This is a genomic window from Herpetosiphon llansteffanensis, assembly GCF_003205875.1.
Taxonomy (GTDB): domain Bacteria; phylum Chloroflexota; class Chloroflexia; order Chloroflexales; family Herpetosiphonaceae; genus Herpetosiphon; species Herpetosiphon llansteffanensis.
The window spans coordinates 1-23,198 of the sequence record NZ_PUBZ01000092.1 but is presented as its reverse complement, the minus strand read 5'-3'; the positions used below and the strand labels follow the sequence as shown (position 1 = coordinate 23,198).

Below are 23,198 nucleotides of genomic sequence, written 5' to 3'. Positions count from 1 at the left end.
GAATAAACAGGATTGCGAGGGCGATTATTCTAGGCTATGATGAATTTAGCCCTTATTGATCAACAAAATCATTCAGCGCCACGCTGATCAATGTCCCACGTGCGATCACTGGTGCGCCAGCAATGGAGCCTGTCATGCAACTCATTCTTGACCATATTCAAGCGCACCTTGACCAGTATGTTAAAACCGCGACTGATCGGGTATTTAATGCCAAAATTAATCTCTATCGCAGTTTTAGCTATGAGCAATTAGAAACCTCAATTCGCTATGCCTACCTGGCGTTTGTGGCTGATCTGAACAATGGCACGGTCGAGTCAATGCCCAATTTTTTGATGCGCATAGGCCCGCAACGTGCTGAACAAGGCGCATCGGTCGAAGATATTTTGTTTGGCATCAATATGGGTGTCGAGGTGATTAGCAAAGATCTGAGCCAAAGCTTCGAGGCGAATCCCGCTGCGTTGCTGTGGTGGATGCAACGCATGCATGCGATTGTCTATACTGGCGCAATGAAACTCTCCGATACGATTCTTAAAACCCGCGAGCAACATATTCGTGATCAGGCCAGCCAAATTGCCGAAATTTCCACGCCGATTATTCCGCTTTCCCAAGGCGTGTTGGTCGTGCCATTGATTGGTACTCTGGGCGAACAACGGGCCAGCCGCATTACCGAAGCGCTCTTGAATCGCATCAGCGAAGAGCAAGCCTCGACTGTGTTGATCGATGTAACGGGGGTTCCGGTGGTTGATACCCAAGTTGCTCACCATTTAATTCAATCGGCCCAAGCTGCTAAATTGGTTGGAGCCGAAGTGCTGTTGGTTGGCATTCGGCCTGAGATGGCGCAAACGTTGGTGCAACTTGGGGTGAATTTGCAGGGTGTGCGCACCCAAGGCACGTTGCAAGCTGGCGTTGAATATGCCTTTGAACGCCAGAAACAGCAAGCAGCCAAAGCCTATCGTCGCTAATTGATTGAATGCTGCTTAGCCTGAAATCAGGCCCAAATTGGTAGTACAATTACTGCCAACAGAACCGTTGAGCGGCTCAGCGCCGAGTTGTTGCATGGTTCTGGTGCTGAAGAAGCTTGTTTGTGGCCGTGAGGAAGCATGCATGATTGCTGCGGATTTTTTTGATCAGGTGATTGATCGAGTTAACACCAATTCGGTAAAGTGGGATATGCGCGAGCAATACCTTGGCGGCGCTGATGTGTTGCCATTGTGGGTTGCTGATATGGATTTTCGCTCGCCGCCAGCGGTTACAGCGGCCTTAATCGAGCGTGCTCAACACCCAATTTATGGCTATGCTGCTCGTCCTGAGCGCATGTTCAAGGCAATTCAACACTGGAACCAGACCCGTCATAACTGGGAAATTCCGCAAGAACAGCTGGTGATTAATCCTGGGGTTGTGTTTGCGCTGAATGTGGCAGTGCGCGCTTTTACCCAAGCAGGCGATGGGATTGTGGTTCAGCCGCCAGTGTATGCACCGTTTTATGGGGCGATTACTGATAATGGCCGAACGATTATTGAAAATCGGCTGCTTGAAGTCGATGGTCGCTACCAAATTGATTTTGCTGATCTCGATGCCAAATTAGCCCAAGCCAAAATGTTGGTTTTGTGCAGCCCGCATAATCCGGTTGGTCGGGTTTGGAATGCAGATGAACTGAATCGAATTGCTGATTTGTGTTTGCAGCATAACGTGATGATCGTTAGCGATGAAATTCACTGCGATTTAACCCTATTTGCCGAATTTACCCCGCTTGGCCGTTTGCGCCCCGATTTGGCCGACCTGCTGATTACCTTGGCCGCACCGAGCAAAACCTTCAACTTGCCTGGCTTGACAACCTCGTATGGCGTGATTGCCAACGAAGAGCAGCGTAAGCGCTACGAGGAAGAAAAAGGCCGCAGTGGCTATCACGTTGGCACGGTGTTTGGCGATATTGGCCTGACCGTGGCCTACGAAGCTGGGGCTGAATGGCTCGATAGTTTGCGTGAATATCTGCGCGAAAACTATCGCCTGATTGAACAAACCTTTGCTGAGCATCCGCAGGTGCGCGTAACTCCGCTCGAAGGCACCTACTTGGCATGGCTCGATTTTCGGGTGACTGGCTGGAGCGAAGACGAATTGACCGAGCGTTTTCGTACTCAGGCTAAGGTTGGGCCAGAAAAAGGTGGCTTATATGGCGAGGCTGGCCTCGGTTTTTGGCGGGTCAATTTTGCCACGCCTCGCTCAGTGCTGGCCGAAGGATTGCGCCGCATGCAATTGGCCTTGGAAGAGCAAAGATCATAGAGCATAGAACAAAGAGCATAGAACATAGAACATAGAACATAGAACATAGAAGATTTGGGGAAATTTGAATGCAGCACGCGATTTGAACGATCGCGTGCTGCTTTGCTGCCATAGATTGATGTTCTAAGGAATTGTGCCAATCTCGCTATTCAGGTCGCCATCTCCCCAACTACCAACAATTGGAAAGCTGCCTGGATCGCCATACATAAATGAGAGATCAGCCCAGCCACCATTGAAATTATTTGAGAGATACCACATATTGCCGCGCACAACGCCGGGCGTATCATCGCCATCGCCATCCCAATCGCCAACAATGAATGTATCGCCAAGCTCGCCAAAACCAAAAGAAATATCAGCCCAACCACCATTGAGATTTTTGGAAAGATACCAGCTTATACCACGTACAACGCCAGGTGTATCATCGCCATCGCCATCCCAATCGCCAACGACTGGAATATCGCCAGGCTCGCCAAAGCCTAATGAAATATCAGCCCAGCCACCATTCAGGCTATTTGAGAGATACCATGTTGTTCCGCGAAACAGGCCAGGCGTGTCATCGCCATCGCCATCCCAATCGCCAACAACCGGAATATCGCCCAGTGAACCATACTCAAAACTGATTGTATAGGGTTCGCCATAGCTATTTGAGAGATACCATTTCGTTCCGCGCACAACGCCCGGCGTGTCATCGCCATCGCCATCCCAATCGCCAACGATCGCTTTATCTGATTTCAAGCCATAATCGAAGGCCAAATGGGAATTGCCAGTTGATAAATCGTTGCGTAAAAACCAACGTTTTACTGGTTCAGGTTGCGGTGCATCAGGATGGCGAATAAATTTCTTATTCAGACTGCTTTGGGTGATGGTTGATTGCGGACATGGGCCGCCCCAATTCATCTGTGACATTGTAATATTAACTGGACCATTCACTTGTTCCACAAATGCGACGTGGTTATCATTGGCTCCCATCCAAACCGCCGCACTTTTAACGCTAGGGACGTTACTGAGCAACTGCGGGTAATAACTGGCGGCGCATTCATCCCACGTATTCGCATTGCCAGTACAGCTATACAAATTGGCAATATTGTTGCCAGTGCGCCGGTAGCGCACCCACCATGTGCAATTGCCATTGCCAGCACTGCTATTACAAGGAAAAGGATTATACTCAGGGTCGCTAATCCCACAACAATTTTGGACTGAAATGGTTAATGGTTGATTCGCTTGGGTAAAGGCGGTTTTTACATCGTTACTGAGGGGTGATGGCTGGAATTTTTGGGCCTGAATGAGGGTAATATCCTCAAGCCACGCTAGAAATTCAGCTCGTTTGACGCTATAGCCAATATACTCAAAAACCATGATCTGTTGATCAACCGCCACAATCAAGCGTAAATGGCTGGGTGTGCCAGTTGATTGGCGACTGAGTTGCTGCTCGCTGACCAACTGTGCATCATGGTCTTGCCACTTAATTGCTTCAATCTGATACTCCGCATTAGTTCGTTGATAGTCATAGCGCGTAGCCCAATCGCTGCTGTTCAGCCCTTTAGGATTCGCAAAGGTGCTCACGATTGCTAGCAAAGAAGGGGTCGTGTGATGCACAAAACCAATACTTCGTTGCACTACCTGTGCATCTTTCTGTGGGCCATTCTCGGCAAAAATGCTCGGAACCCACTGATCGAGATTCGCGAACTCAAAACCCATCGATGGCTCAACCAAGCGATTTGAATTTGCTGTTGTAGCTGCTGTGACTGGTTTCATCCAGATACCAACACTGAGTAGTAAGCCTACAATTGATAAAAGCCGCCAGTGCTGCCTATGCATCGCATCCTCCTTTTACAAAATTTAAATGTTTGGGTTGAGCAGAGTATAACGATCGCGGTATAATTGCGCTGCTAGGCATCCCTAGCAGTTTGTGGTTATGCTAGGCATCCCTAGTATGCTCAATGGGTTCAATCGCAAGATAGGCTAGGGTGGCACTGACGCGATTATCAACATTCAATTTGACATAAATTCGATGCAGGCTGGTTTCAATTGTGCCTTCGGTGGTGTGCAGCAAATGGGCGATTGCTTTGTTGGTTTTGCCTTGAATCAGAATTTGCATAATCCGCTGCTCGTTGGCCGTGAGTTGAACTGCTTGCTTGCTCATGAATGCTCCTTTGGCTTAATTGTGCCTAACCTGAACTTGAAGATGCACCATAATTTTGGGTTGATAGTGGATGCCCTGCAAAGAGCCTGACATCCACCATCAATTGTTGCCCTAACTACCATAGGCGGATAGTTTGAGCCTCCTGCAAGCGGCAAAAACGAATCGGAAAATTGTTGCAAGCACTGCTCTCTAGTTGTGAATCACTGGATTATGGGCTAGCACGATGATACGCAATCGCCTAGGAAAACACATCGCTAAATTTAGCGATTTTTGCCCTGCGCCGCTGGTTTGATCACTTGCAGATTACGGGCAGCATAGACTGCTTGTTGGCGCGATTTAACCCCAAGTTTGCTCGCGCTATTGCGCAGATGAGTGCGCACAGTCCAAATTGAAATATCCAAATGTTGAGCAATTTCTGCATCACTACAGCCTTGATCAACCAATTTCAACACATCACATTCACGCGCACTAAGGCTATTCATACGGCACAGGCTCCTTGCTTCAATTAAGCATGAATCCTCTAATTCACGCTGTTTGGTTGGTCTGAATTCCGTATGCTGCGCAGCACAAGAACTTGATACAGCTACTCTACCAAGCCGCTGCCCATTGCAGTTATGTTTTTTTAGCACTCGCGAACCAATTGCAGCGTTGAACAGCTAATCTGGTGGATTTTCAGGGGGAATAATGGATTATCGCTATCAAGCCTATACCTTTGCCGAATTGTTATGCATCTTCTTTGAACGCAGCCGGAGCGAGATTATCAATCAAAATAGCCTTGCGCAAAAGGTTGGTATGTCGGTGCCAACTCTGAGTAATTGGTTTACCGGCAAGCATACGCCGCGCTTCAAAGATCAGGTATTACGCTTAGCTACAGCGTTGGGCTTGACTGCGCTAGAGGCCGATTTGCTGCTGTGTTCGGTCAAGGAAGAATGGAATACCTATGGCACAGCGCATGATGTGTTGCAGAAATATGCGATTGTGCGCTATCGCGAGGAGCTGGTTTCGCGGGTCGATGCAGTTGATGATCTTGATGTTTCGCTGGCGACGGTACAAGCAACATGGCAGCTTGTGATGCACGATACGTTTATTTCAAATAGCCAGCATTGGGGTTTGGGCTATAAAGATGATGGAGTTTGCCGCGTTGAACGAACAATGATCAATGGTAATTATCAGTTAACATTACATAATTATTTTCATAATGATGTTTTTACTGGCGGCGATTCCCACTGTTTTGCGCCACCGAGCTACTATCTGAGCGTTTATGCTCAGCGAATCGCTGGCGGCAGCGAGAACGATGGTTTTGCGCTGATTTTTGAAGAAATTAGCGATGCCAGCCACGCGATTTTTCGCATTCGCGACCAGTTGCAAATTGCTTCGGTGATTAGCACGCGCAACGGCGGCGACTATTTTCAGATTCACCTTGATCGTACCAATGCCCCAATGATTCGCCCAGCTGAGTTTAATCAGTTGGGATTATTGGTTATTGGGCGGAAACATACTTTTTTTATCAATAATGTTTTGGTTGGTTCGGCGGAAATTGAGCGCTTACCGCAGGCGCGGCTTGATCTGGGAATTATTAGCCAATCGCCCACTCCGGTTATTTGCCGTTTCCAAGATTTTCGGCTTTACACGCCCCCAAATAGCTTTGCAGCCAACGAACATTCCGCGTAAGCAACAAAGAAAATGTTAATTAAAAGCTCAAGTTCGACCCAAATCAGTACAGATTCGGGCCAAAAACCTGAGCTTTGATCGTAATCCTCGAGTTGCTGAAGCACGAAGATCGATGCTTGCCAGCTGGATTAGAAGTGAGCAGCATGAATGGATTGCGGTATAATTGCGCTGCTAGGATTTCCTAGCACGTTGGTAGGCCTAGCTTCGGGCGGTAGGTTCAAGTGCGAGATAGGCCAGCGTCGCACTGACGCGATTATCAACGTTGAGTTTGCCATAAATTCGATGCAGGCTACTTTCAATCGTGCCTTCGGTGGTGTGGAGCATGTGGGCGATTGCTTTGTTGGTTTTGCCTTGAATCAGAATGTGCATAATGCGCTGTTCGCTGGCGGTAAGTTGGGTTGCTGGCTTGGGCATAGATACTCCGTTTGGCTTGGTTGCTTTGATGTTGCTCATCCTACCCAACAGGAGCGAAAAGATCTATTTAGATCGCCTTTAATCAAGCTAAAACTTTTTTCTATCTGCCGAGGTATCGCGGCGATGACAATCACCAGATTGGCCTTGGCCAAACTCCTTGCAACTGATAGTGCGATTACTCCGCAAAGTTGTTTTCTCTTTGATCAACCATGCACAATTGGTCGAATGGTTGATAATACAGTGCATATCGATAAACGTAACGTTTCGCGTTATCATGCCGAAATTTATTTTGCTGCTGAGCACTTTTGGTTGCTTGATCGCGCAAGTCGGAACGGAACATTTGTTAATGATTATAAGATTGAGCCAAATCAGCCTTATCGATTAAACAATAATGATAGCATTGGCTTTGGTACTTTGCGGCGCTTATTGATATTTATGTGTGATAATGCAACCACTGAAGTAGAATCTCAGGCTGAATATACATTATTATTTGCAGAACAACATTTGCAGTTCTACCTTAATCAAACACCTGTGCCAATTCGGGCTGGCACAATGAAATTTAAATTACTCAAATATTTGTATGATCAACGTGGCCGAATCTGTTCGCTTGAAGCATGTGTGCGCGCCTACCAACCCCCAGATTATCGCTATCAGCCAAACTTGGATAATCCCAACTTGCATACGCATATGAGCCAATTACGCATGCTATTGGCCGATATTTATCCAGGCGAAATAATTATGACCTATCCCAATCTTGGCTATAAGTTACTGTGAATGGTGAACTGATGCAAGCATTTAAGATCTTTACCCAAGGCAGTTTGATTCAGCAACGCTATCAAGTGCACGAGATTATCGGGCGTGGTGGCTCAGGGATTGTTTATAAAGCGCTGGATAAAACTATTCGACGTTGGGTAGCGATTAAGCAAATTGTGTACGAGGACGCAAATTATGCGCGCTTTATTCCTGAAGCTCGGATTTTAGGCGGGCTCAATCATGCTGGTTTGCCGCAGGTCTTTGATTGTTTCGTTGAACAAGCAATGTTCTTTGTGGTGATGGAGTTGATCGAAGGCGATACCCTTGCTGACTTGGTTACCCGTCAAGGTGCACCACTTGGCCTAGAACAGGCACTGCAATGGATCAACGATTTAGGCATGATTATCGAATATTTGCATCAGCAAAAGCCGCCCATTATTCACCGCGACATCAAACCGCAAAATATTAAAATTACTGCTAGCGGAAATTTGGTGCTGTTAGATTTTGGGCTGGCGCAAGGTTCCTCGCAAGTTACGGCCAACTCGACGATTGATGAGGTTGTCAACGGATTTAGCCCCAATTATGCTGCACTTGAACAGCGCAATGGCGGCCAAGTCGATCAGCGCAGCGATTTGTATGCTTTGGCGGCAACCTTTTATTATGGTTTGGCTGGGGTTGCGCCGGTTGATTCATTGGAGCGCGCGGTCGCAGTTGCGGCGGGCGTGACTGACCCGTTGATTCCTTTAGCCACCCATCAGCCGACGATTCCTGGCCACATTGACCAAGCCTTTGAGCAAGCCCTCGCCCTGAATCCAGCATTGCGCCCAGCCTCGATTGGCGATTTTAAACGCCAATTATTGGCTTCCCCGCTAGTTCTGCCACGGCAACGGCGTTGGCCTGTGGGGCTAGCACTTCGTTTAATCGTGCTGATTGGCTTGCTAGTTATTGCTTATACAATCATTGATCTGAATCGTATTGCTTCAAATCAATCAACTGAGTTGGAGCAAGCGCTACCATCAACCCCAAGGGCTTTGGCCTCGCTTGATCAGGATGCAGCAACGCCAACCACCCCAAAGCCAACAATGCTGCCAGCAAGCCAATTGGTTGATCCCACGATTTTGCAAACCCAAGCCGCCCAATTACGAGCTGAGGCTGCTCAATGGACGCAGATTTTTTCTGATACGTTTGAGCTGAATCGCAATAACTGGTCATTGACAACCACAATTGACGATTATGCCAATAGTACGCTCTCGATGCAGGCTGGCAAGCTTATTTTTGATGTAACCTCGAATACACCAAGCGGATCAATTGCTTGGAATTTGCAGCCGACTATGCCCTATGTCGAAGATTTCGCGTTGTCGGTTGATATGACCTGCGTTGTTTGCGAGCCTACGACCGAGCTGGGTTTGGTTTTTCGCAAAAGTGGCTTGCTCAATGCCGAAACTTTTTATTTTCTCTTGTATCGCTTTGACCAGCGAGTGCGCATTGTTAAGCAAGTGCCGTATGATGCGCTACGAGTTGGTTGGGATGTTGCTCCAAGCATCGATCAGCGCAAGAATATGACCCATCATATCGAGCTGATTGTCAAAGGTGATCAGATGGCGGTGTTTATCAACGATCGCTATGCGCTCAAGGTAGAAGATAGCACATACTCCTCAGGCTATCCGCATCTTGCTGTTTATATTCGTGGAGCCACGACCGAGCAAGTGAGCTTTGATAATCTGTATCTCTCAGTTCCTACTGATCAGGTCAATCGTACCAAACGTTAAAGCGTCATTAGCGCTTGGCACAGCAGAATATCCAATGCAGTGCCAAGCGCTTCGCTTTATGTTCTTTGCTCTATGTTGTTTGTTCTTTATGCTATGCTAACGGTTTGCGATAGGTTGTGGAAACATATTCAACTTCAAAGCCACATTGTTGATAAACCCGCAACGCGCCGGTGGGATTTTCGCTATCAACCCCTAATGCGGCCTCGGTCATCCCCATATCACGGAAGATCGCTAAACTACGGTTGATTAAGCCTGAGGCAACCCCTTGTTTGCGCCATGGTCGGCGCACACTAATGCCTTCGGTATAGCCACGCTTGAGGTTATACTCACTATTTTCGTTGTGATCAATATAGTTGAGCACCATGCCTACCACTTCATCGCCCTGCCATGCCACTTGCCAAAGCTCTGGCTGGAAGAATGGCGATTGAACCCAGCGTTGGAAATCAAGCTCTGTTGGCTCGGAAAATCCCCAGTGGTCGCGGAAAGCTTCTGCATCGGCCAGCCAAATTTGGCGATACAACTCTGGGATGCTTGGGCGCACTTCAATCCCTGCGGGCAAGGTTTGGCTGCCAATTGGTTGGCTCAAATCGCGCTTCATGCTGAAGCTATGGCGTGCTGGCTGGTAGCCAAATTGTTGGTAGAGTTTGGCGCTGTAGGGGTTGCGATCAAAGCCATAGGTTTGGAAAAAAGGAATGTTGCTGGTAGGATTTTCGGCATGAATTTCGCGTAATCGCTGCTCTTGGTAGGGGAGAATCGCCCGACCAATGCCCCGATTAAGCCATTCGGGCCGAATATGGGCAATGGCGCGTAAAATTCGGTTGCCAGCAGTTTCATCGTACCACCGCGTAAAGGCATAGCCAATCGGTTGCTGATCAACTTCCATAATGATCAAATCTTTGTGCAGATCAGCATTGGGTGTGTTGCGATATTGGCGTTCAATATCCTCTGCGGTGATGATATTGCGTTCGGCCAAGGCGTTCGAAGCGCTGGTGAAAATCTCGGCCATTGGGGCGAAATCAGCATCATCACGAAAAAAACGAGCTTGAAAACCGTCGATTTTCGGTGGATTGGCGAACTGAATTGCTTGCTGTTGCTCTGTCATAAAACTTTGGCTGCTCCTACAGTAATGATGGGTTGCTGCGCTCAAGTATCGTTTGCTGGCCGCGCTTTGCCATCAGCCTTAGGCCGACTCCCAAACTCCGCCTTGCGACTGAGTATAATCAGGCCAATCGATTCTGATGGTATAGTTAAGTGAGAGTGTTTGCCTCACGCTATGTTCAGAGACTTTGCAGCATGAAGGAATCGAATGAGTACTGATGTTATTAATTTAATTTTTGGCATGAAACTGCGTCAAGCCCGCCTCGAAGCCAATTTAAGTCTGACCGAATTTGCTGCACGAGCCGAGTTATCGCCATCGTATGTGACCGAGATGGAGAAGGGTCGCAAATATCCTAAGCCCGATAAAATTGTTAAAATGGCCCATGTGCTGGGCAAAGCCTACGACGAATTAGTCTCGATTAAGCTGAATCCTGCGTTGGCTTATCTTGAAAATATGCTCTCGTCGCCGTTGTTACGCCATTTTCCCTTCGAGGAATTTGAGCTTGACCCTAATGAATTAGTTGGCTTGTTTACCAAAGCTCCCGATAAAGCGAGCGCCTTGCTGCACGCCATTTGGGAAATTGCGCGCCAATACGATATGAAGGATGAGCATTTCTTTCGGGCGGCGCTACGCTCGTATCAAGAAATTCATGAAAATTATTTTCCCGAAATCGAAGAAGAAGCAGAAGCGTTTGCTGCCAAATATCAACTCAATCTGTTTCCGCTGGGAATCGAGCAGCTCAAGCAGATTTTGCAGCAGCAATTTGGCTATCGGGTTGATGAAACCACGTTGGCTGATCACGAGTTGCTTTCGCATTATCGCGCGGTCTATATCGACACGCCGCGCAAAACTTTGTTAATTAATTCAAATTTGTATGAGTTGCAGCGCAAATTTATCTTGGCCCGCGAGCTTGGCTATGCGGCTTTGGGCTTGAACGAGCGCTCGGTGACCTCAACGCCTGATCAAGTGTTGTCGTTTCGCCAAGTTTCCAACGATTTTAAAGCCTCGTATTTTGGCGGAGCTTTATTAATGCCCCGTCAGCCGATGATTGCCGATATTTCGACCTTGTTCAACCAGTCAACGTGGAGCGCCGAGCCGCTGCTGGCGATGCTCAATCACTATGATGTAACGCCCGAAATGTTGCTCTATCGGTTTAGCGAGGTTATTCCAGCGGCATTTGGTATTTCGCTGCACTTTTTGCGCTTTCACAATGTTGAGGGTTCGTACAAACTGATCAAACGGATCAATATGAATCGCTTGTTGTTGCCAAGTGGAATCGGTTTACACGAGCATTATTGTCGCCGTTGGCTGGCCTCGCGCCTGCTGATCAACTTATCTGAGCAGCCAGGGCCACAGCAGCAGCCGTTGGTCGATGTGCAAATTTCGCAATTTTTAGAAAGCCAAGATCGTTTCTTGGATATTGGCTTTGCGCGACCTTTGGTACTTACGCCAACCGTCGGTAGCAGCGTTGTAGTTGGTTTTCGCTTTACGTCTGAGTTATCGAAGGTGATCAAGTTTGTCGATGATCCTGCAATCCATCGCACGGTGATTCATGAAACCTGCCAGCGTTGCCCAATTGACGATTGTGCGGTGCGGAAATCGGTTCCAACTGTGCTGTGGGGTGAGCAACTGCGCGACCGCCGTAACGCCGCGATTGCTGAGATTCGGCGTACCTTATTGCCATAATGTTGTTAATCATAACGCAAGCAGCAACAGCGCCAGCCCTTGGCGCTGTTATTATTTAACCCCAAGTCCTAGGACTTATGACCGAATTGACATCGAATAGTGTTAGAGTTATTATTTGACTTATCAGTCATATTTTATTTGATGGTCAAATAATGGCTGAGCGTAAGGAACTGAGCATGCCAAGCCCTGAGAAACCGACCAAGCCTGCCGTGTCGTTGAAAGAGCGCCAACGCGAAGAACGGGCGCGCCTGATTTTAGAGGCAGCCCAAACCATTTTGTTGGAGCGTGGCTATCACGAAACCTCGATTGACGATATTGCGGGCCAAGTTGGCATTGCCAAAGGCACGGTCTATTTGCACTTTCCCAGCAAAGAAGATTTGATGATTGCCTTGGTGGAACGGCAATTACAAAACTTTGTGCAGGTAATCGAAGAAGTGGCTGCCAGCACTAGCAGCGCCCGCGAACGCTTGGAAGCGATTTTGCAACGTACCTACGATCCAAGCGAAGCGCGACGCATGCAGATTTTTCTCGAAGTGTTTGGCAGTGCGGATATGCGTTCGCGCTTCGCCGAAAAACACGAACGAACCCAACCAATCATCGATCATGCCCGCAGTTTGTTGCGGGCAATTATCGAGCAAGGCAAAGCTCAGGGGGAATTTGATCAGCACATCTCAACCAAAGTGATGATTGTGATGTATCTCAATTTGCTTTCACCTCGCAACTATCATCATCTGACAACTGATCAAACAGTGGCGTTTGAAGAGTTGCTGCCTCAAATAATCCAAATTTTCTTCCATGGGATTTCACGGAAGCAAGCTTAAGAAAGGCGCGGAATGGAAACGGCAATTAAGCAAACGGCTTCAGCAGCAGCCGAATTTGAACAGCCACGCTATACCAAGCGCGAAACCTTGCTCACGATGTTGAGCGTGCTCTTGGTGATGCTGTTGGCCTCACTTGATCAAACAATCGTTGGCACGGCGATGCCCAAAGTCATCACCGAATTGCACGGGTTTGATCGCTATACCTGGGTTACAACGGCCTATCTGTTGGCTTCAACGGTTATGGTGCCAATTTATGGCAAGCTTTCAGATATGTTTGGGCGTAAGCCGCTCTTTATCTTTGGCTTAATTGTCTTTTTGATTGGCTCTGGCTTGTGTGGCGCGGCCCAAAGTATGAACCAATTGATTATTTTTCGTGGCTTGCAAGGCTTAGGTGCAGCCGCCTTAATGCCGATTGCCTTGGCGATTGTCGGCGATTTGTTCACGCCGCGCGAACGCGCTCGCTGGCAAGGCATCACTGGTGGAGTGTTTGGGATTTCGGCCATCCTTGGGCCAACCGCTGGTGGCTGGCTGACCGAACACGTTTCATGGCGCTGGATTTTCTACGTCAACTTGCCGCTGGGCATTATCGCGCTCTTGACCTTGATTTTCTTGATGCCAACCCTTGGCCGCAAAGCCCAACGGGTCAAAATTGACTATATTGGCTCAATTTTGCTAGTTGTCGGCACGGTTCCGCTGTTGCTGGGCTTCACTTGGGCTGGCTCCAAGTATGCCTGGCTTTCGACTCAAGTTTTGAGCATGTTTGGTTTATCGATTGTGTTTTTGGGCGCATTCATTGCCTACGAAGCATGGCTCGAACGCAACAATGGCCAGCCAATTATCGAGCCAAGCCTCTTCAAAAACAGCATTTTCCGCATTTCGGTGCTGATTACAATCATCTCGAATATGGCGCTGTTTGGTAATATTTTCTTCTTGCCATTGTTTGTGCAAGGTGTTATTGGCACCTCGATTACGAATAGCGGCTTGATTATGACCCCATTGATGCTGACCGCGATTATTTGTAGCGTGGTGGCGGGCCAAATTGTGGCGGCAACTGGCAAATACAAAATTATTGCAATTGTTGGGATGGCGATTAGCGTGCTCGGCGGCTTTATGCTCTTGCAACTTGACCTCAATTCGACCAATACCAATGTGGCGATTGATATGGTGATTTTGGGCTTGGGCATGGGTGCGGGCATGTCGCTGTATACCTTGATTACCCAAAATGCCTTGCCAAACAAGATTGGCCAAGCAACCTCAGCCTTGACCTTCTTCCGCTCGATTGGTAGCACGATTGCCTTGGCGGCGATGGGTTCGGTGATGAACTCGGCCTATTTGCCTGCCTTCAAAGCAGCAATTCCTGCTGAAGTTGTCCAAAATGTGCCAGCAGAAAGCTTAGCGGCCTTCAACAACCCGCAAATTTTGCTTTCGCCAGAAACGCAATCGCTGATTCAGGCGCAGTTTGCACAGGGTGGCGAACAAGGCCAAGCGCTCTACAACACCTTGTTGGGCGCAGTCAAATATGGCTTGGTTGATGGCATTCACCATGTGTTTATTTTCAGCTTTGGGATCACAGTTTTGGGCTTTGTAGTCGTCTTCTTCCTCAAAGAAATCGAACTCCGTGGCGGACGTAAAAAAGCCGCTGCTCAAGTTGAGCAAGATGGCGAAGCAGGCGCAGCTGGCATGGCAGCGTTTCATTAATAAAATATAGGGATCGGGGATCGGTTGTTGGGGATCGGGCTAGCAGTAGCTCGATCCTCTTTGTTTAAGGATGAATTATGAATTATGAGGGATGAAATACCAAATCAAAAGCCAAGAGCCAAGAGCCTAATCATAACAATCTGTGGGAATCTGTGGCTAAAATATTCTTCGCGCTCTTCGCGGTTTAAATTTTTAAAGCAGAGCAATCGAAGGATGAATTATGAGGGATGAAATGCCAAATCAAAAGCCAATAGCCCATAGCCTATAGTCACTTCCCTTCGTGGATTAAAAAATATACAAAATTTTCTGCCAGCGAATATTCGCTTGACAGTCATAAAAAATTGTGATATTCTTCGCTCAGTGAATATTCGCTAGATAGTAAAAATTATCTAGTAAGCATATTTTTACCAAAACCCATGCACCAATCCAACGTCGATGGTGACGCACCGGAAAGGAACGACCGCATGACTGATCGGCAACATGGCGTGAAAATCAACGCCCCCATCACCCCCGCTGCGGCGGAATTGTTGACGGAACCAGCTCTCCACTTTTTAGCAGCTTTGCATCGCAGCTTTGACCAAACTCGCCGTGACTTATTGCACGGACGAGTGGAACGCCAAAGCCAACTTGATGCAGGCGAACGCCCTGATTTTCTCGCTGAAACTGCCAATATTCGTAATAGCGACTGGCAAATTGCCCCAATTCCTGATGAAATTCGCAATCGGCGGGTTGAAATCACTGGGCCAATCGATCGCAAAATGATCATCAATGCGCTCAACTCTGGAGCCAACGTCTTCATGGCCGACTGTGAAGATGCCACGACTCCAAGCTGGGATAATTTGGTCAGCGGTCAATTGAATTTGCGCGATGCGGTCAATCGCACGATTAGCTTCACCAACGAAGCTGGCAAAGCCTATCGCTTAAACGACCACGTTGCGGTGTTGTTTGTGCGGCCTCGCGGCTGGCACTTGCTCGAAAAGCATGTCACCGTCGATGGCGAACCAATGGCTGGCGGTTTGTTCGATTTTGGCTTGTATCTGTTTCACAATGCCAAAACCTTGCTCGCCCGTGGCTCTGCTCCCTACTTCTATCTGCCAAAACTCGAAAGCCATCGCGAAGCCCGTTTGTGGAATGATGTTTTCGTCTTTGCCCAAAAGCAACTTGGCCTGCCCCATGGCTCGATCAAAGCAACTGTCTTGATCGAAACAATTTTGGCGGCCTTCGAGATGGACGAAATTCTCTACGAATTGCGTGATCACTCTGCTGGCCTCAACTGTGGCCGCTGGGATTACATTTTCAGTTGCATCAAAAAATTTGCCAAACTTGAGCATTTTGTGCTTGCTGATCGCGCTTTCGTGACCATGACTTCTCGCTTTATGCGCTCATACTCGTTGCTGGCGATCAAAACCTGCCATCGCCGTGGCGCGCATGCGATGGGCGGTATGGCTGCTCAAATTCCGATTAAGCACGATGCCCAAGCCAACGCCGAAGCACTAGGCAAAGTTCAAGCAGATAAAGAGCGCGAAGCCCGCGACGGCCACGACGGCACATGGGTCGCTCATCCAGGCTTGGTTCCGCTGGCCAAAGCCGCCTTTGATGCCTTGATGCCTGAGGCCAACCAAATTGGCAAACAACTTGAGGTTGAAATTACCGCCGAAGATTTGTTGCGTTTCGAGCCATCAGCGCCAATTACCGAGCAAGGCTTGCGCAAAAATATCAGCGTCGCCATTCAATATATCGAGGCTTGGCTTGGTGGCTTAGGCTGCGTGCCGCTCTACAATTTGATGGAAGATGCAGCAACCGCCGAAATCTCGCGGGCGCAAGTTTGGCAATGGGTGCATCAGCCCAACGGCATTACCGAAGAGTTTCGCAAAATTACCCTCGAATGGGTACGCGAGTTGATTGTTGAAGAGCTTGCCAACATCGAACAAGAAGTTGGCGCAGAACGCTATCGCAACGGTCATTATGCGCGGGCCAGCCAATTGTTTGATCAACTGGTTGCCAATCCAAACTTTACCGAATTTCTCACCCTTCCCGCTTACGACCAAATCGATTAATTAAATTGGCAGCGTGCAGGTGCTAGCATCAAACAACAATGACTAAAACCTGCAACGCTACGTCAGGATAGATTTGATTTTCACTCGTTACGTTGGCGACGTTGCCCTAGCGCTTTGGCGATTGTAACGAGCTACATGCCACAATTGTAATTTGACAAAGGAGTCAGCCATGAACACCACGAACGGTATCTCAACAACAGAACTGGAACGGGGTTGGGCAACGGACGCACGTTGGCAGGGGATTCAGCGCGATTATACAGCAGAAGATGTTGTGCGTTTGCGCGGTTCAGTCATTATTGAGCAAACGTTGGCTCGCATGGGTGCTGAACGCTTGTGGGATCTCTTACACAGCGAAGATTACGTGCATGCGTTGGGTGCGCTGACTGGCAATCAAGCCATGCAAATGGTTAAAGCTGGCTTGAAAGCAATTTACTTGAGTGGCTGGCAGGTTGCCGCCGATGCCAATATGGCCGGCCAAATGTATCCCGATCAAAGCTTGTATCCCGCGAATAGCGTGCCTCAAGTGGTCAAACGGATCAACCAAACCTTGCAACGCTGCGACCAAATTTATCACTCGGAAGCGAAAGATGGCACCTACTGGTTTGCGCCAATTATCGCCGATGCAGAAGCTGGCTTTGGCGGCCCGCTCAACGCTTTCGAAATGATGAAAGCTATGATCGAAGCTGGCGCAGCTGGGGTTCACTTCGAAGATCAATTATCATCGGAAAAGAAATGTGGCCACTTGGGCGGCAAAGTTTTGATCCCAACCAGCCACTTCATCCGCACGCTGCAAGCCGCCCGTTTGGCTGCCGATGTGATGGACGTACCAACCTTGGTCGTCGCCCGCACCGATGCCAATGGTGCATACCTTTTGACCAGCGACGTTGATCCTCGTGACCGCGAGTTTTGCACTGGCGAACGCACCTCAGAAGGCTTCTTCTGTATTCGCGGTGGCATCGATTCAGCAATTGCTCGTGGCTTGGCCTATGCGCCATATGCCGACCTGATTTGGTGTGAAACCTCAACCCCAGATTTGGAAGAAGCGCGCAAATTTGCCGAAGCGATTCATGCTCAATATCCAGGCAAATTGTTGGCCTACAACTGCTCGCCATCGTTCAACTGGAAGCGCAACTTGGATGATGCCACGATTGCTAAGTTCCAAAGCGAACTTGGTGCAATGGGCTACAAGTTCCAATTTATTACCTTAGCTGGCTTCCACGCCTTGAACTACAGCATGTTCGATTTGGCAACTGGCTATCGCGACCAAGGCATGAGCGCCTATGTTCAATTGCAACAAGCTGAATTCAACCGCGAAAGCGAAGGCTACACCGCCGTCAAGCACCAACGCGAAGTTGGCACTGGCTACTTCGATATGGTGGCTCAAGCAGTTTCAGGTGGCAACTCGTCGACCACCGCCTTGAGCGGCTCAACCGAGCATGAACAATTTGTTGGAGCCCATTAGAAAGTATGAAGGATGAGGGATGAAGGATGAAAAGAAAGGATGAAGGATGAGGGATGAGGAATGAAAAGTAGGATTTAGGGAAATAGAACATAGAGCATAGAGCATAGAACATAATCTAAAAAATCTGTGGCTAAAACCTAGCCTTCGTGCTCTTCGTGTTCTTCGTGGTTTCAACATCCTAAATCCTACTCGATCTGCGACTATTGCAAAACCAGTGAGCCGGTTTTGCGATGGTAAACATACCCTGCATTGCTCGCACCGCGCTGATCCCTCTATGAGATCGCGGTGCGAGTTTTTTGGCTATAATACAACCTCGCTTGTGTTTTGGAGATTTGGCAATGGCGCAGCATCGCAATGTAATTTTAATTGGCATGCCTGGCTCAGGCAAAAGTACGCTGGGGATTTTACTGGCCAAAGCGTTGGTCTTTGATTTTATCGATACTGATGTGGTGATTCAAACCCGCCAACATGGCCGCTTGATTGAGATTCTCGAACGGCTTGGCCCTGAGCAATTTTGCGCGGTCGAAAATCAATATTGTGCCGAGCTAGAGCTTGATCAATATGTCGTGGCAACTGGCGGCAGCGTAATTTACAGCCCCGATGCCATGGCCAATTTCCAGCGGCTTGGCACGATTGTTTATCTGGCGATTGAATTTGCTGAACTACTGCCGCGCATCAGCGATATGGATTCGCGGGGGATTGTGATGCAGCCAGGCCAAACATTTGCCGATTTATACGCCGAGCGCGTGCCACTCTACCAACAATTTGCCAATATTACGGTGCAGTGCACTCGCGACGATCACGAACATACGGTCAGCCAAATTATGGCGGCGTTAGCTGCACATACTTAATTTGGCTATGCTCAACCGTAATTGTGCCATCGGCGGCAAAAAAACGCTCGCCACTATCAACTGGAATTGAAAGCAGATCGATGGGCGCTGAGCGTTTAATTTTGCTGGTTAATTCGCCAATCAGCTGCGTTAATGGTTCTACGTTGCTGGCCCATTTAGCAAACACAAAATGGGTTTGGCGATAGCGTTTGAGCAAGGTTTCCAATTTATCCATGCCCACGTGGCCAGCCTCGCCCCAAAACAGCGGCAACCCATGGTTATCCAGCGCAATCACATCGGGCTTATAGCGCAGGCCAATTGGGGTTTCAACCCGGGCCTCAGGATAGTTGGGCAAATACAACGCCCAAATTAATGCCTTCATAATCACATGTTCGCTCGATTCGACTGGGCGTTTAATCATCACTACTTGCGAATTATGGGCTTTGAATGTCCATTTACGGCGTAAAAATAGCTCATTGTTCATGCTGAAACTCTCCATGTATCCTAGCGTATAGCTCTAGGATATGTATGCTACGAATTGAGAGCTTGAAAGGATCGCTACAATGGATTCAATATTTCCGTTTTTAGTATTTGTCGGTTTGGTTGGGCTAACCATAACGTTCCTTGTATTTGAGCATAAGCGCTCGGTTACTTTAATTCAGCAATGGGCGAATGCCAACGGCTATCGCATTATCGCGCTTGAACAACGCTGGCTGCGGCGGGGGCCATTTTTTTGGCGTTCTGGCAAGAATCAAACAGTGTTCTATGTTGATGTAATTGATCCGCAAGGCATGGCGCGCGCTTTGTGGATACGTTGTGGTGGCTGGTTTATGGGTTTGTTTTCCGATCAACTTGATGTTCGTCCCGATGCGTAAGTTTGATACCATTCCCAATAGGGCGTGTTTTTGACCAAGCGCCGATTATAGTCTGGTGCTTGGTCGGCCCACCAAACTGGGCCACGTTCGCCGAGCGCCACTTTACAACGCTGAACCTCGGCGCGAGCTGTGCGTTCAGCATCTTGGTTTTGTTGGCGCTTGGCTTGGCCAACGGCGCGGCGAGCATGCATCAATTGATTGACTAAATTTTGGCGTTCTGCGGGTGCTAGATTTGGGTTGCTACAACGCCATAAGCGCTGATTGACCACAAAATAGCGTCCATCGGGAGTTGTTGGATATTTTGGCATAGCTGCTCCTTGGGGTTGCATACCAAAAATGATGCCAGCGCAACGTTTAATTATTAACTGCGTACTGAGAGCAAGATTGTTTTGAAAGGAGAGTTTTTTGATGCTAGTGTATGTATTGGTTACTTTAGCGGTTGTGAGTGGCGCATTTTTGCTTGGGCGCTATCAAATTCTCAAACGCGATGAACATATTGAAGATTGGGCTGTGCAGCAAAAATATCAAATTGTCGCGATCAAACGCCCATGGCTGAGCCTTGGCCCCTATTTGTGGCGCACAGGCGAAAATGATCAGGTGTATAAAGTTGAATTACGCGATCAAGCTGGCGAAAATATGAGTGGCTGGTTGCGCTATCGCGGCTTTTTATTTGGCAATTATGAAATTGATTTGGAATTTGAATAAGATTTTGCAATAAAAAAATGATTTTGGATTAAATAGATAAGGTGCTGAGCTAAATTGACAACTCAGCACCTTATTTTTATATTTTGAACCTTTAGGCGATTAGTGCCCTTGATTTGCCCCAACCATACGGCGGAATAGGCTGCCAACGAGGCTAAATGGTTGCGATTCGGCAACGCCCAAGCGGCCAGTGCTGGTTTGATCAATCAATCCAATCACGCGAGCGAAGGTTTCGATTTGTTGCTGCATCAAATCAAAATCAAGTTTATCGATGGCTGCATTGCTGGGCGTGGCACATAAATAATTGGGCGCAGGAATTAATGAAATTGTGGGAATATTGGCTTTGTAGAATGGCTCGCCTTCACCAAAATAAATATCATTGATTGGCATGATTGTTAGTACGCGCTGTTTGGTGCGCTGCAAGAGCGCGGTGTAATACAGTTGCTCAAGCATTGGGCTGGTGGTGTAGGTCAACTCAATTTCTGGCTGGGTCGTTGGTTGATAGCTATTGAAAGCTCGATTATCGTGCCATTCGGTACAGCCTAAATGCTCCAAGGTAACGCCAGCCACCGCCCGAAATTGCTGGCCGTTCCATAATTCTGGGTGCTCGGCGAGCCATGTGCTGGTGGCTTGACCATGCTTGCCAAGTTGGGGCAATTGAAAGTGGCCGGTGGCAAAAATGAAAATCAGATTGCGCTCAAGGCGCTGGTTTTTGAACCAACGTACCAAAGCCAATAAGCCGAGCGCGCCGTTCTCTTCTGGGGCGTTTGGCCCGTCGGTATGGGTGTTAACCAAAATACTTTCGTTGGATGTTTGACCATGCAAAACCACATACAAACTCTCAGTTGGGCATTGTTCGGTTAGCGTAGCTTGCAGCGTGAAGCGAATCTGTTGGCCTTGGGCAGCTGCCTGCTTGAGTTGCTGGCCCGTAATGTGATCAACCCAAAGTGCTGGGCAAGCTTGGTAGATGCTGGTAAAGGGCAAATATTGGGCTTCTGCATTGGCTGGCGAGATGTTTGACCACATGCAAATCACGCCTTTAACGCCAGCTTTTTTGGCTGCTTGCAGGTCGGGACCGCCGAGAAACGAGCCAAGGGTTGGGTTGCGCAGCGTTTTTGGGAGTTGGGTTGTGCTGGCTAAGGCAGCCTTGGTTGGGTTAATAAACAGCATGGTTGGCAAGGCTGGAACTGCAACTTCGACCAAGGCGATTTTGCCAGCTGCTTGTTGAAAATTACCTGGGCTTTTGCCACAATCAACCAATTCGCCAACAATGCCTTCGTCAGGCGTGCAGCCGGAATAGGGGTAATAAAAACTTGTGGCAATTGCTGTTTCGCTGCCATTGGAGTTTTGTAGTGCCAAGCCCCAACCTTGGGCTTCCCATCGAGTGAAAAAATAGCGATCGCGCTGGACTTCGCAGCCGAGGGCAGTTAATTCGCTGGCCAAAAATTCGATAAAGCGCTGATGAGCTTCGCTACCGGTTAGGCGCGGCCCTAGTTGTTCGAGATAGCGATGCCAGCCAATTAATTCTTGATGCGTGGTAATGTTCATGAATTCAGCCTCACTCGCACAGGATTTTCGATCAGCCATGTCAGTTCTGGCACAATGTCGCGATGCCATGCCCAATCGTTGCGTAGCTGCGACATAATCAGATCGGTCAGGTTCATGTGCAGCCAATAGCAATGCAAACGATTTTCCAAATTATCGGGAATTATATCGTACTGTTGGGCAAATGGCAGCCAAGCGTGTAAATAGTTTTTGGTCTGAGCATTACAACTTTGTTGAGCAAGATCGTATACCCAATCGCCGTAGCCAAATTCGGCCCAATCGAGCACGGCCACAATCGCTTGCGGCTGGCAAATGACATTATCAAAGCCAAAATCACGATGCATAAGATAGCGTTCGGTGGTGATTGTGCTGAGCAATCGTTCCATGACGCGATAGCCTTGGCGCAATAAGCTGCCGGTCTGGTCTTGGCGCTCATACCATTCTCGCCAATTGTAATCAAACTTATAATTGCCAATATCTAAAATTTCTTCGGCCCCAGTTTGGTAGCGGCCTTGGCCTTGAGCGTTGGCTAAACCCCAACCAGTGCTTGAGCCAAGGTCTTGTTGATGCAGTTGGTGCATTGTTTGAAACAGGTGCGGCTGGATTTGGCTGAGCTGTTGTGGTTCAAGCGCTGAGATGGTTTGGCCAGCGATGTATGGGCTAATGGCATAGACCCAGCCGTCAGCAAATTGCTGATGCGCAAGGATTGGCGGAATTGGTAAATGTTGGCCCCAGTGCTGGGCGGCGTAGGCATCTTTTAAAAAATCTTGGTAGTGCTTACTGATGCGCACGACATAGGTTTGATTTTGGTGTTCAAATTGATAAGCTTGGGCAAACCAACCAGCGCCGATAAAGCTGATGTATTCGAGCTGAAAGCCCGAATCGGCTTCGATTGCTTGCTGTAAACGTGGATCAAGCTGCATCAAACGTTCTCCAATAACTGAATAGTGCTCCACGTTGATTGTACCTTGAAGCAAAAGCTACGCAGGACTTGAGGCTATTGGCTTTTGGCTATCGGACGAAATTGGAAATACAAACCATTGTTCCGAAAGACCAAAGCCTTCAGCCTATAGCCACGACTCCTCTGCGTCTCTGCGTTAATAATTAATCCCCGAAGCACGCGAAAGTTATTTTAGCCACAGATTGGCACAGATTGCTTTGATTGCTCAGATTGATTTCCCCATAGCCAAGTGCCTTCAGCCGATAGCCCTTGTTGTCTGCGCCTCTGCGTTAAAAATGTGATCCACGAAGAGCACGAAGGACACGAAGGTTATTTTAGCCACAGATTGGCACAGATTTTCCTGATTATGCTTCCGCTAGCTCAAATTCTGACCCCTAGCTCCTGATCCCCTGTGTGTCTTATACACACCTGATGCTGCCGACGAAGCTCGAA

Annotated in this window: 22 protein-coding genes; 13 read left to right on the top strand and 9 right to left on the bottom strand. The window is 48.3% G+C overall.

Features of this window, described 5'->3' with window-relative positions:
- Positions 1-134 precede the first annotated feature (134 nt).
- Both C5S61_RS11605 and C5S61_RS11600 read left to right on the top strand, forming a co-directional pair.
- Positions 135-962: an STAS domain-containing protein gene (locus C5S61_RS11605; RefSeq protein ID WP_164689393.1), complete on the top strand. Its 828-nt coding sequence runs from the start codon at positions 135-137 to the stop codon at positions 960-962.
- Between the two features lie 142 nt (positions 963-1,104).
- Positions 1,105-2,280: a MalY/PatB family protein gene (locus tag C5S61_RS11600; protein ID WP_164689392.1), complete on the top strand. Its 1,176-nt coding sequence runs from the start codon at positions 1,105-1,107 to the stop codon at positions 2,278-2,280.
- Positions 2,281-2,403: 123 nt separating this feature from the next.
- Here C5S61_RS11600 and C5S61_RS11595 read toward each other — a convergent pair whose 3' ends face one another.
- The 3 genes from C5S61_RS11595 to C5S61_RS11585 form a co-directional block, all read right to left on the bottom strand.
- The gene (locus C5S61_RS11595; RefSeq protein ID WP_110515219.1) at positions 2,404-4,098 is read right to left on the bottom strand and encodes a CHAP domain-containing protein; all 1,695 of its coding nucleotides are present in this window, start codon (positions 4,096-4,098) and stop codon (positions 2,404-2,406) included.
- A 100-nt stretch (positions 4,099-4,198) separates the two neighbouring features.
- Positions 4,199-4,423: a response regulator transcription factor gene (locus C5S61_RS11590; RefSeq protein ID WP_110515218.1), complete on the bottom strand. Its 225-nt coding sequence runs from the start codon at positions 4,421-4,423 to the stop codon at positions 4,199-4,201.
- Between the two features lie 260 nt (positions 4,424-4,683).
- On the bottom strand, positions 4,684-4,905 hold the full coding sequence (locus C5S61_RS11585) for a LuxR C-terminal-related transcriptional regulator (protein ID WP_110515217.1): 222 nt from the start codon (positions 4,903-4,905) through the stop codon (positions 4,684-4,686).
- Between the two features lie 202 nt (positions 4,906-5,107).
- Here C5S61_RS11585 and C5S61_RS11580 point away from each other — a divergent pair, with 202 nt between their 5' ends.
- The gene (locus tag C5S61_RS11580) at positions 5,108-6,094 is read left to right on the top strand and encodes a helix-turn-helix domain-containing protein (protein WP_110515216.1); all 987 of its coding nucleotides are present in this window, start codon (positions 5,108-5,110) and stop codon (positions 6,092-6,094) included.
- Positions 6,095-6,292: 198 nt separating this feature from the next.
- Here the strand turns inward: C5S61_RS11580 and C5S61_RS11575 are convergent, their stop codons facing one another.
- A complete protein-coding gene (locus C5S61_RS11575) occupies positions 6,293-6,508 on the bottom strand; it encodes a response regulator transcription factor (protein ID WP_110515215.1) in 216 nt (71 codons plus the stop codon).
- Positions 6,509-6,631: 123 nt separating this feature from the next.
- Between C5S61_RS11575 and C5S61_RS11570 the strand changes: the two genes are divergently transcribed.
- Positions 6,632-7,282, top strand: coding sequence for an FHA domain-containing protein (locus C5S61_RS11570; protein WP_110515214.1), 651 nt, complete (start codon positions 6,632-6,634; stop codon positions 7,280-7,282).
- A gap of 11 nt (positions 7,283-7,293) precedes the next feature.
- Positions 7,294-9,030 (top strand): serine/threonine protein kinase, encoded by a 1,737-nt coding sequence (locus C5S61_RS11565; RefSeq protein WP_110515213.1) that lies wholly within the window; start codon positions 7,294-7,296, stop codon positions 9,028-9,030.
- A 91-nt stretch (positions 9,031-9,121) separates the two neighbouring features.
- Here the strand turns inward: C5S61_RS11565 and C5S61_RS11560 are convergent, their stop codons facing one another.
- Positions 9,122-10,132: a GNAT family N-acetyltransferase gene (locus C5S61_RS11560; RefSeq protein WP_110515212.1), complete on the bottom strand. Its 1,011-nt coding sequence runs from the start codon at positions 10,130-10,132 to the stop codon at positions 9,122-9,124.
- A gap of 204 nt (positions 10,133-10,336) precedes the next feature.
- Here C5S61_RS11560 and C5S61_RS11555 point away from each other — a divergent pair, with 204 nt between their 5' ends.
- The 6 genes from C5S61_RS11555 (at position 10,337) to C5S61_RS11530 (ending at position 18,704) form a co-directional block, all read left to right on the top strand.
- Positions 10,337-11,815 carry an XRE family transcriptional regulator gene (locus C5S61_RS11555; protein WP_110515211.1) on the top strand — a complete coding sequence of 493 codons (1,479 nt, stop codon included), beginning with the start codon at positions 10,337-10,339 and terminating at the stop codon, positions 11,813-11,815.
- Between the two features lie 176 nt (positions 11,816-11,991).
- Complete coding sequence (locus tag C5S61_RS11550) at positions 11,992-12,636, top strand: TetR/AcrR family transcriptional regulator (protein ID WP_164689390.1); 645 nt, start codon at positions 11,992-11,994, stop codon at positions 12,634-12,636.
- A gap of 12 nt (positions 12,637-12,648) precedes the next feature.
- On the top strand, positions 12,649-14,334 hold the full coding sequence (locus tag C5S61_RS11545; protein WP_110515209.1) for an MDR family MFS transporter: 1,686 nt from the start codon (positions 12,649-12,651) through the stop codon (positions 14,332-14,334).
- A 464-nt stretch (positions 14,335-14,798) separates the two neighbouring features.
- On the top strand, positions 14,799-16,391 hold the full coding sequence (aceB, locus tag C5S61_RS11540; RefSeq protein WP_110515208.1) for a malate synthase A: 1,593 nt from the start codon (positions 14,799-14,801) through the stop codon (positions 16,389-16,391).
- Between the two features lie 169 nt (positions 16,392-16,560).
- The gene (gene aceA / locus C5S61_RS11535) at positions 16,561-17,853 is read left to right on the top strand and encodes an isocitrate lyase (protein ID WP_110515207.1); all 1,293 of its coding nucleotides are present in this window, start codon (positions 16,561-16,563) and stop codon (positions 17,851-17,853) included.
- 338 nt (positions 17,854-18,191) lie between these two features.
- Positions 18,192-18,704 (top strand): shikimate kinase, encoded by a 513-nt coding sequence (locus tag C5S61_RS11530; protein ID WP_110515206.1) that lies wholly within the window; start codon positions 18,192-18,194, stop codon positions 18,702-18,704.
- Here the strand turns inward: C5S61_RS11530 and C5S61_RS11525 are convergent.
- Positions 18,676-19,167, bottom strand: a complete 492-nt coding sequence (locus C5S61_RS11525) for a hypothetical protein (RefSeq protein ID WP_110515205.1) — start codon at positions 19,165-19,167, stop codon at positions 18,676-18,678. The genes C5S61_RS11530 and C5S61_RS11525 overlap by 29 nt on opposite strands.
- A 79-nt stretch (positions 19,168-19,246) precedes the next feature.
- On the opposite strand from C5S61_RS11525, the gene C5S61_RS11520 reads away from it, so the two are divergent.
- The gene (locus tag C5S61_RS11520; protein WP_110515204.1) at positions 19,247-19,558 is read left to right on the top strand and encodes a hypothetical protein; all 312 of its coding nucleotides are present in this window, start codon (positions 19,247-19,249) and stop codon (positions 19,556-19,558) included.
- Here the strand turns inward: C5S61_RS11520 and C5S61_RS11515 are convergent.
- Positions 19,531-19,866, bottom strand: coding sequence for a hypothetical protein (locus C5S61_RS11515; RefSeq protein ID WP_110515203.1), 336 nt, complete (start codon positions 19,864-19,866; stop codon positions 19,531-19,533). The two genes, C5S61_RS11520 and C5S61_RS11515, sit on opposite strands and share 28 nt — an antisense overlap.
- 100 nt (positions 19,867-19,966) lie before the next feature.
- Between C5S61_RS11515 and C5S61_RS11510 the strand changes: the two genes are divergently transcribed.
- The gene (locus C5S61_RS11510) at positions 19,967-20,263 is read left to right on the top strand and encodes a hypothetical protein (RefSeq protein WP_110515202.1); all 297 of its coding nucleotides are present in this window, start codon (positions 19,967-19,969) and stop codon (positions 20,261-20,263) included.
- A 99-nt stretch (positions 20,264-20,362) separates the two neighbouring features.
- Here C5S61_RS11510 and C5S61_RS11505 read toward each other — a convergent pair whose 3' ends face one another.
- Positions 20,363-21,808, bottom strand: a complete 1,446-nt coding sequence (locus tag C5S61_RS11505) for a zinc-binding metallopeptidase family protein (protein ID WP_110515201.1) — start codon at positions 21,806-21,808, stop codon at positions 20,363-20,365.
- Positions 21,805-22,728 carry a phosphotransferase family protein gene (locus C5S61_RS11500; RefSeq protein WP_110515200.1) on the bottom strand — a complete coding sequence of 308 codons (924 nt, stop codon included), beginning with the start codon at positions 22,726-22,728 and terminating at the stop codon, positions 21,805-21,807. Before C5S61_RS11500 ends, C5S61_RS11505 begins: the two co-directional genes overlap by 4 nt.
- Between the last annotated feature and the right edge of the window lie 470 nt (positions 22,729-23,198).

Coding starts and splice junctions, on each gene's coding strand:
- C5S61_RS11550 (WP_164689390.1), top strand. CDS start 11,992: ATGCCAAGCCCTGAGAAACCGACCAAGCCTGCCGTGTCGTTGAAAGAG.
- C5S61_RS11585 (WP_110515217.1), bottom strand. CDS start 4,905: ATGAATAGCCTTAGTGCGCGTGAATGTGATGTGTTGAAATTGGTTGAT.
- C5S61_RS11530 (WP_110515206.1), top strand. CDS start 18,192: ATGGCGCAGCATCGCAATGTAATTTTAATTGGCATGCCTGGCTCAGGC.
- C5S61_RS11555 (WP_110515211.1), top strand. CDS start 10,337: ATGAGTACTGATGTTATTAATTTAATTTTTGGCATGAAACTGCGTCAA.
- C5S61_RS11505 (WP_110515201.1), bottom strand. CDS start 21,808: ATGAACATTACCACGCATCAAGAATTAATTGGCTGGCATCGCTATCTC.
- C5S61_RS11515 (WP_110515203.1), bottom strand. CDS start 19,866: ATGCCAAAATATCCAACAACTCCCGATGGACGCTATTTTGTGGTCAAT.
- C5S61_RS11545 (WP_110515209.1), top strand. CDS start 12,649: ATGGAAACGGCAATTAAGCAAACGGCTTCAGCAGCAGCCGAATTTGAA.
- aceA (WP_110515207.1), top strand. CDS start 16,561: ATGAACACCACGAACGGTATCTCAACAACAGAACTGGAACGGGGTTGG.
- C5S61_RS11605 (WP_164689393.1), top strand. CDS start 135: ATGCAACTCATTCTTGACCATATTCAAGCGCACCTTGACCAGTATGTT.
- C5S61_RS11575 (WP_110515215.1), bottom strand. CDS start 6,508: ATGCCCAAGCCAGCAACCCAACTTACCGCCAGCGAACAGCGCATTATG.
- C5S61_RS11510 (WP_110515202.1), top strand. CDS start 19,967: ATGCTAGTGTATGTATTGGTTACTTTAGCGGTTGTGAGTGGCGCATTT.
- C5S61_RS11500 (WP_110515200.1), bottom strand. CDS start 22,728: ATGCAGCTTGATCCACGTTTACAGCAAGCAATCGAAGCCGATTCGGGC.
- C5S61_RS11525 (WP_110515205.1), bottom strand. CDS start 19,167: ATGAACAATGAGCTATTTTTACGCCGTAAATGGACATTCAAAGCCCAT.
- C5S61_RS11560 (WP_110515212.1), bottom strand. CDS start 10,132: ATGACAGAGCAACAGCAAGCAATTCAGTTCGCCAATCCACCGAAAATC.
- C5S61_RS11580 (WP_110515216.1), top strand. CDS start 5,108: ATGGATTATCGCTATCAAGCCTATACCTTTGCCGAATTGTTATGCATC.
- C5S61_RS11565 (WP_110515213.1), top strand. CDS start 7,294: ATGCAAGCATTTAAGATCTTTACCCAAGGCAGTTTGATTCAGCAACGC.
- C5S61_RS11595 (WP_110515219.1), bottom strand. CDS start 4,098: ATGCATAGGCAGCACTGGCGGCTTTTATCAATTGTAGGCTTACTACTC.
- C5S61_RS11590 (WP_110515218.1), bottom strand. CDS start 4,423: ATGAGCAAGCAAGCAGTTCAACTCACGGCCAACGAGCAGCGGATTATG.
- aceB (WP_110515208.1), top strand. CDS start 14,799: ATGACTGATCGGCAACATGGCGTGAAAATCAACGCCCCCATCACCCCC.
- C5S61_RS11520 (WP_110515204.1), top strand. CDS start 19,247: ATGGATTCAATATTTCCGTTTTTAGTATTTGTCGGTTTGGTTGGGCTA.
- C5S61_RS11600 (WP_164689392.1), top strand. CDS start 1,105: ATGATTGCTGCGGATTTTTTTGATCAGGTGATTGATCGAGTTAACACC.
- C5S61_RS11570 (WP_110515214.1), top strand. CDS start 6,632: ATGACAATCACCAGATTGGCCTTGGCCAAACTCCTTGCAACTGATAGT.